The following is a 4,016-nucleotide window of genomic DNA, read 5'->3' on the forward strand; positions in this document are numbered from 1 at the left end:
GCTTTCATTTGCTATGAGATTCTAGCATAGGCTGGTAAGAAGCTTGTTTCTATTCTTTTCTCTATAATCTTAATTACCAATAGTAAGCAGCGAAGAGCCATATTTCCATTCTAAGCGAAGAAGATGCAAAAGTGCGTATAGTTCTTCCACTACTCCAATCATTAGGGTTTCAACATGAGAATCAATTTGAGGAATCATTCTATCTCCAGCTTGTCCGAAACAGTGCCGAATACTCCTACAGAATAGATACACGCAGACCTATAAGCCCCAAGTTGAAGTGGCGAGTTGCGGGAAGGGAGTCGGAGGGAGCTTTGTAATAGAATTCATTATCGGTCCATCTTTCAATCGTTTTATTTTACTGAATGTTATTTATAATCCTCTCTAGATCTATTATTTCCTCTTAGACCTGTCAAACCTAGTAAATCTCTGTTTTGAGATGCGAAAAGAAGGATTCGATGCACGCGTTATCCAGGCAGGTTGCTTTGCGAGAGTGGCTGCCTTTGACGCTGAATTGCTTCCAATCGTGTGTTGTACGCTTGAGACGTATACTGGAAGCCTTGATCCAAATGGAGAACGGCTTCTGCGACGTCTCTTTTTCTTGTCCACTGATCAATCGTATCCAATACGAGTTTGACATCATTGCGTTCGGATAATTGCCAAGCAACGATCTCATTGTTGAACAGGTCTTGAATTGCCGACAGGTAATAAAAGCGTGTTCCATTGGAGATATACGTAATATCGGTGACCACCTTCTGACATGGCCCTATGGCATGAAACTGACGCTTTAATCGGTTTGGATACACGATAGAAGGCGTGTAATTCGAACGGTTTCGTTTCTTTCGAATAACGGATTGAATCGATAATTCTTTCATTAGCCGCCATACTTTTTTGTGATTGACACGATAGCCGGCTTCCCACAAAGCCGTCATCATACGAGGGTATCCAAAATAGGGATATGCAAAGTAAATGGCCATACCGAATCCCTGGACCGTTTTAATTGCCGGCATTACTCGATTAGGGTTAACCTACATCGTCCCCGAAGCCCATCATTCCAAAATCATTACCGCTATTGTCGAGCCGGATTTCTGCGGATATGATTTTCAATCCATGCATGACTACTTTTACCGGCATGATATGATGATTTATCCAGGAAAGCTCGATGGATTGAATACGTTTAGAATTGCGAACATGGGTGCGGTCACCAGCAAAGACATGGAAGCTTTCATAGAGCTGCTCGGCTCTTATCTATGGGATTTAGCATAAGGATAACTCCAAAGAATCCAAGTCAAAGGAATGATGGTATGTCAACACATTGGGATCCTTCGAAATGGGAGCTGCACCGGTTGTACTCCAAGCATCCGCGGCTGCATAAGCTTTTGCCTCCAACGTCGATCTTAACCAGGCGCTCACTTTCACGAATTATTAAAGACTAAGACGCGGTTTATATCAAAGGGAATACTTCACACACAGGCTCAAATATTATAAAAGCATGGAAAACAAAGCAGGGATATCGTTTCGTCAATGAACGAGGTAAGCCTGTGGATGCAGATTCGATCAGAGATTTGTACGACAAAGTCAAGGGCGGAAGAGTCGGCAGATCAATCCTGGTCCAGAAAGCGATTGATCTGGCGAGCATCAACGGAAGGCCGTTCTCGATTCGTCTGATGCTCATGCGGGACGGACAAAGACGGTGGAAGTATGCGGGAATGATCGCAAAGGTATCAGGTGAAGGCAGTGTCATTTCCAATGTTCGTCGCGGCGGCGGCTATGCAACGACGGTGGACGAAGCTTTGGTCAAATCGTTCGGGTACGGTCGCGAACGGATTAAGAGAAAGAAACGGAAGAAATCCGCTCAGGCTTTAAGATTATTCGTCATGCAACGAACAGCTGCTATCGATCTTATGAGACGGGCATCGATCTGGGAATGGATCAAAGAGGAAAGCTGTGGATTATCGAAGTGAACCTTGCCTATCCTTCCTACGGATTGTTTAATCGACTTCCGGATAAAGCGTACTACCACAAGATCAAAGCACTGGCTAAAGCCTACAGAAAACGACGGAAAACGCATTAAAAAATCATAGAGTTACACCAAAACAGGGGATGAAAATTCCCTGTTTTTATATGAGTTATGAGCACGACTGTATACTAAAAACCGCTCTATTAGCGGATTGCGGATTTATTGGCAAATCCGCATTCAACCAGCACCTGAAATAAACTAGTTGCATTTACTAAAATTAAATCTCTGCAGAGAGGAGCAACGGTTTAGGTTCTCAATAACATTTTGACGGAACGAAAGGAGGTTCAGTACAAAATGCAAGTAAAATACATTACGAATGTTGATGAGATCCCCGGTTTAACAGAAGATGAGCGGGAGTCATTCAAAAAAGTGACAGATAAATTTGTATTTCGACTAAATGATTATTATTTGCAGCTGATTGATTGGAAAAATCCCCATGACCCTATTCGAAAGCTGGTCATCCCGAGTTCGAATGAGCTTCAGGAATATGGTCGATGGGATGCTTCCGATGAAGATACCAACTATGTCGTGAAAGGCTGTCAACATAAATACCAAACGACAGCGCTGCTGATCGTTTCGGAGGTATGCGGAGCGTACTGTCGCTTCTGCTTTCGCAAGCGTTTGTTCCGGGCAGACGTAAAGGAGGCGATGCCGGACGTACAGGATGGTCTCGACTATATCGCGAGAACGCCCGAAATCAACAACGTCCTCCTTACGGGTGGGGACCCGTTAATCCTGAATACACGCAAGCTTCGCAGTATTATAGAAGCGCTGAGAGCTATAGATCATGTCAAAATTATTAGAATCGGTTCAAAGATGCCCGTGTTCAATCCGATGCGAATCTATGAGGATCAGGAGCTTCTCGATTTGATTCGGACCCACTCTACCGATGAAAAGCGGATCTATATCATGGCGCATGTCAACCATCCGCGAGAGATTACGGAGGAAGCGAGAAGATGCTTCAAGGCATTGTACGATGCCGGGGCGATTGTTGTTAACCAATCCCCTGTGCTGAAGGGGATCAATGACGACCCGTTAGTGCTTGGAGAGTTGCTCGACAAGCTCTCATGGGCTGGGGTTACACCCTATTACTTTTTCATCAATAGGCCGGTCGCAGGGAACCGCGGTTTCGTGCTTACGCTGGAGGAAGCCTATCATATCGTAGAAGAAGCCAAAGCAAGAACTTCCGGTTTAGGTAAGCGAGTCAGGCTTTGTATGAGTCATACCTCGGGGAAAGTAGAGATCCTGGCCATTGAAGACGGTAAAGCCTATTTAAAATATCACCAGTCTCGCGATGGTGAATACGGAAAGCTTATGGTTTTGGATTGTCCGAAAGAGGCCACCTGGTTTGACGAGCTGCCGGGGAACGAAAAATATTGGAAGAAACCGTTGAAGAAAACGGCAGAAATTGTTTCCGTCAACGAAATGCCCGATTTTCCTCAGAAGAAACAAGATTGATGTTAAGGTTTACTCAACTGATATGAGGTGAAAACTCAAAAGCCCCGAAATTACCTTTGAGTCTTGTCTCCTAAACCACTAAAATGAAGTTAACATAAAGTGGAGGGATGCAAGATGGAGCGCAAGAGTTACAGCAGAACCCTGCCTTTCGGACAAAATAGAAATCGCCGACAAATGGATTGCGCAGGGATATAAAGCGGCCTTGGTATAATGAATTATCGGCGTCAGTGAGCAGATTGATTACTATCGAAAAAAGCATGCGAAGCCGGTCCGTATGTATAACGGCGGACGTCCCATTCCCGGGTACTCCTGGGACCAAGCAGGCCAGCCGATCAGCGACGAACAGATCAAAGAATGGCTGATGGAACGGATCGCAGGTGACGAGTCTATCTATGGCTATCGCAAATTGACCTTTGCCTCAGACGGCAATATAGCGTTGTCTTGAACCTCTCATGACTAAAGTCACGAGATTCTTGGGTAGTCTCTTCTAACGAAGAGAAGTTTACCAAGCTAACCCTGTCGTTCCGACAGTTCGTGTAGT

The 4,016-nt window shown here is 44.8% G+C and carries 6 protein-coding genes; 5 read left to right on the forward strand and 1 reads right to left on the reverse strand.

Translation table 11 applies throughout. The features are described 5' to 3' along the window. Positions 1-464: 464 nt before the first annotated feature. Positions 465-1,007, reverse strand: a complete 543-nt coding sequence (locus FU659_RS34465; protein WP_147951666.1) for a DDE-type integrase/transposase/recombinase — start codon at positions 1,005-1,007, stop codon at positions 465-467. Between FU659_RS34465 and FU659_RS34470 the strand changes: the two genes are divergently transcribed. The 5 genes from FU659_RS34470 (at position 967) to FU659_RS36165 (ending at position 3,920) form a co-directional block, all read left to right on the forward strand. After that, positions 967-1,263, forward strand: coding sequence for a hypothetical protein (locus tag FU659_RS34470; RefSeq protein WP_397357177.1), 297 nt, complete (start codon positions 967-969; stop codon positions 1,261-1,263). The two genes, FU659_RS34465 and FU659_RS34470, sit on opposite strands and share 41 nt — an antisense overlap. Before the next feature lie 182 nt (positions 1,264-1,445). Next, positions 1,446-1,961 carry a YheC/YheD family protein gene (locus tag FU659_RS34475; RefSeq protein ID WP_397357179.1) on the forward strand — a complete coding sequence of 172 codons (516 nt, stop codon included), beginning with the start codon at positions 1,446-1,448 and terminating at the stop codon, positions 1,959-1,961. Then, positions 1,919-2,071 carry a hypothetical protein gene (locus tag FU659_RS39280; protein ID WP_397357181.1) on the forward strand — a complete coding sequence of 51 codons (153 nt, stop codon included), beginning with the start codon at positions 1,919-1,921 and terminating at the stop codon, positions 2,069-2,071. The genes FU659_RS34475 and FU659_RS39280 overlap by 43 nt, the downstream gene beginning before the upstream one ends. A gap of 240 nt (positions 2,072-2,311) precedes the next feature. After that, on the forward strand, positions 2,312-3,475 hold the full coding sequence (locus FU659_RS34480) for a KamA family radical SAM protein (protein WP_147951668.1): 1,164 nt from the start codon (positions 2,312-2,314) through the stop codon (positions 3,473-3,475). Positions 3,476-3,749: 274 nt separating this feature from the next. Beyond that, entirely contained in the window at positions 3,750-3,920 is a 171-nt protein-coding gene (locus FU659_RS36165; RefSeq protein ID WP_187274615.1) for a hypothetical protein, read from the forward strand. The last annotated feature ends 96 nt before the right edge of the window (positions 3,921-4,016 follow it).

The sequence above is a fragment of the Paenibacillus sp. N3.4 genome (assembly GCF_008017805.1).
In the GTDB taxonomy this organism is placed as follows: Bacteria; Bacillota; Bacilli; order Paenibacillales; family NBRC-103111; genus Paenibacillus_E.